The following is a 3,644-nucleotide window of genomic DNA, read 5'->3' as shown; positions in this document are numbered from 1 at the left end:
CGCTAGCTAGGTCTTGAAAGGAGTGGGAATTGGCTCCTGTGTATAAGAGACAGGTATATATATCTGATTCAATTCTTCCATCTTTTAATTCTATAATTCTATCCGTTTTTTCAGCAACATGTTGATCATGAGTTATTATCACAAAGGTAGTGTTTAACTCTTTATGTATTTTTCTAAACAAATTGTATATACCTTCTGTTGTATCTGAATCCAAGTTACCAGTAGGTTCATCTGCAAGTATAATTGGCGGATCATTTATCAAGCTTCTTGCTATTGCAGTTCTTTGTTGCTGACCACCAGATATTTTGTTAGAATTCGAATTAATAACGTTTTTTAAACCAACTAACTCTAACAATTCTTTTGCTTTATTCTTTACTTTTTGATTTATTTTGTTACCAGAAATCTGATAAGGTATTAACACATTCTCTAAAACAGTAAACTCATTTAAAAGATAATGAAATTGAAATATGAATCCAATTTTTTTATTTCTTAATTCTGCTAATTCTTTTTTACTCATATTCCCTGTGTTAATTCCATCTATAATTATTTCTCCTGAAGTTTGAGTATCCAATGTTCCCATTAGATTGAGAAGTGTAGTTTTACCACTACCTGATTGCCCAATAATTGAAACAAAAGAATTTTCTCTTATCTCCAAATCAAGGTCGTGTATTACATGATTTTTTATTTTATCTCCGTATATTTTGTTTATCTTTTCCATTTTAATTAAGTAATTATCCATTCTTAATCACCTCAATAGGATTTAATTTAGAAGATTTTCTTCCAGCAATAATAGATGCAATAAGAGCAGAAGAAACTGCTATGGTAAAAGATAAAAGAATAAATCCGTAATTAAAAGTAAGAGGAATTACTGGGGTCCCATCTGCATTAATAGCAAATGTGGTAAAAGATAAAATAAGTCCAACTCCTAATACAACTCCTATAATTGCACCGATAACACCAAGAAATAAACCTTCAAGTACAAAAATTAAACTCGATTGATAATTTTTTATACCCATAGCTTTTAAGATGCCTATTTCTCGCGATTTTTGTAAAACAGATACTATCAAAACAGAGGCAATCGCTAAAGAAACAGATATAATTACAAAAACTTGTATTAATATACTGGAAAGAGACTGACTACTCAAAGCTGTTAATAAATCAGCATTTAACTCCTTCCAGGTTACTATTTTTAATTGTTCATCAAGAGATAGTGATTCAATTAAATTGGATTGTACAGTTTCAACTTCTAATGGTTTATCAACTTGCATTTCTATATTAGTAACAGAATTTGTTTCAAAGAGATTTTGTGCTGTGTCCAAATTAGTAATAAGCCAACTTTCGTTGATATTTTGAACTCCAAATTTAAAGAAACCAGAGATTTTCAGTGTTTCAGTTTTAAATTTTTCAAAAATAAAGATGCTAATTTCATCTCCAATTTTAAGGCCAAATTTTTCTCTATAATAATCACCCAAAATGACTTCTCCATCAACTGGAGTTTTACCTTCTAACAACTTTTGAGAAAATTCATAAATCTTTTCTCCTGAATCAATAGGCATTCCTTTTATAAATATATTTTTATTTACTGATTCAAATTGTAGAGTTGAAGGTTTTGAAATCACTGGATTAACAACTTTAATTTCATTATTAGAATTAGATTTTTGTATTTGTTTAGTAATATTTTCATAATCTTGTATGCTTCCATTTTCTAATTTTGAAGATACTGAAATGTGTGATGAGTCTCCTATAGTTTCATTTACAAGGCTGTCTTGGAGCCCTTGAATCAAAAGACCAAGAAAAATCTGTATGGCTACTCCAATAGCTATAGCTGATATAATCAATATAGTCTGTCCTCCACCTTTTTTCATAAACCTAAACGCTATTTTTGATAAAAAAGCCATTATTTATCACCTTCAGCAAGCTTTTCTATTTCATGAAAAGTATCAAGCAAAAAGTCAGCTTTAATTTGACTAAAAATATGGGGATTTAATCTAAAAGCTCTACCACCAACAATTATCTTTGATTGTGAATTGTTTTCTTTTAATTTTTGAATAACTTTTTTTGCAGATATTATGTTATAAGGATCGCTGACGCTTAACGCTATATAATCAGGTACATATACTTTTGTCATTTTAATTATTTCATTAAGCGGAGTATTAGCCCCAACATATAAAACATCATACCCGTTAAGATAAAAAATATCTGAAACTATCCTTGCGCCTATTTCATGATATTCTCCTGCGGGACAAGCTATAAAAACTTTCTTTCTTAATTCTGTTATAGTACCTTCTTCAATCAATTTCATCCTGTTCTGCACAATATAAGGATAGTTTATTTCTATTATTGATCTTATTATAGATGTAGAAACGTGCTCTTTAAAAATACATAATTCCTGAATGTCCTCATCACAATGCCAATTCGATAGATATGGTATTAATAGTTCCTGATATAGTTCTTTATAAGTAACTTCACCATTTTCGATCTTACTTTTAATAAAAGTTATCACTTTCTCTCTTTGTAATTTTTTCATCATACCATTAAAAGTTTCTTTGATTTTAATATCCAACTTTATCACCCCTTATTTCTCCCAGATAAATCAACTATAATACTGTTTAGAAATTTCACAAGCTAATAATACGTTGTTTTTTACTAACTCTATGTTAGAATCTAAACTCTTACCTTCGGTTATATTTTTTATCTCTTCCAATAAAAATGGAGTTAATTGTTTGCCTTCTATATTAAGCTCTTTTGCTTTTATTAATGCTTTATCAATAGATTTATTAATATAAGAACTATCCATTGAAAATTCTTCAGGAATTGGGTTTGTTATTAAAACTCCTCCAGAAAGACCTAAATCCCATTTTGTTTTCATCAAACCGGCAATATCTGCAACAGAATCTAACCTAAAAGGAACTTTTAGTCCTGAATCTTTAGAATAAAAAGCAGGTAGCTGATCTGTCCTATAGCCAATTACTGGTACTCCCATTGTTTCTAAATACTCCATTGTTAGTTTTAGATCTAATATAGCCTTAGCCCCAGCACATACTACAGCTACATTTGTTCTAGAAAGTTCTTGTAGATCGGCAGATATATCAAAATTTTTTTCTGCTCCTCTGTGAACTCCTCCTATACCACCTGTAGCAAAAATCTTTATCCCTGCCATTGCAGAAAAGATCATAGTAGCTGATACAGTAGTTGCTGCATTCAATTTTTGGGATATAACATATGATATATCTCTTCTGCTTGCTTTAACGATATTTTTAGTTTTTGCAATAAATTCAAGATCATCTTCATTTAACCCAATTTTAATTTTTCCGCCAATAACGGCTATAGTGGCTGGCACTACATTTTTTTCTCTTGCTAAATTTTCTAACATTTTAGCGGTTTCTACGTTTTGCGGGTACGGCATGCCATGTGAAATAATTGTTGACTCCAAAGAGATAATAGGTTTCCCTTCATCTATAGCTTCCTTTACTTCTGGTTTAATATCCAAAAAATCAAACTTAATCTTCATCATAACTCCTCCTGTATATTTCATTAATTTTTTCTATTTTTAAAATACTGGGAAATATTTTCTCTGATCTCAAAGATAGACTGGCAAAAACATTACCATATTCAATAGACTTTATTATACTAAAATTATTCAT

General features: G+C 29.7%; 4 protein-coding genes. All 4 read right to left on the bottom strand.

From position 1 onward, the window contains the following. Positions 1 to 739 (bottom strand): ABC transporter ATP-binding protein (locus CI949_RS18460; protein ID WP_290769108.1); only part of this gene is annotated, 739 nt, incomplete at its 3' end. Then, positions 732 to 1,898, bottom strand: coding sequence for an FtsX-like permease family protein (locus tag CI949_RS18455; RefSeq protein ID WP_091402731.1), 1,167 nt, complete (start codon positions 1,896 to 1,898; stop codon positions 732 to 734). The genes CI949_RS18460 and CI949_RS18455, both read right to left, overlap by 8 nt. After that, a complete protein-coding gene (locus tag CI949_RS18450; RefSeq protein WP_091402729.1) occupies positions 1,898 to 2,563 on the bottom strand; it encodes a B12-binding domain-containing protein in 666 nt (221 codons plus the stop codon). Before CI949_RS18450 ends, CI949_RS18455 begins: the two co-directional genes overlap by 1 nt. A 30-nt stretch (positions 2,564 to 2,593) precedes the next feature. Further along, a complete protein-coding gene (locus tag CI949_RS18445; protein ID WP_091402728.1) occupies positions 2,594 to 3,514 on the bottom strand; it encodes a pseudouridine-5'-phosphate glycosidase in 921 nt (306 codons plus the stop codon). Positions 3,515 to 3,644: the final 130 nt, after the last annotated feature.

The organism is Halanaerobium sp., assembly GCF_003070835.1.
The sequence above is the reverse complement of the archived record's forward strand: the minus strand, read 5'-3'. Positions and strand labels throughout refer to the sequence as shown.

Bases quoted from the DNA above. Each gene is read 5' to 3' on its own strand.
- CI949_RS18455 (WP_091402731.1), bottom strand. From the start codon at position 1,898: ATGGCTTTTTTATCAAAAATAGCGTTTAGGTTTATGAAAAAAGGTGGA.
- CI949_RS18445 (WP_091402728.1), bottom strand. From the start codon at position 3,514: ATGATGAAGATTAAGTTTGATTTTTTGGATATTAAACCAGAAGTAAAG.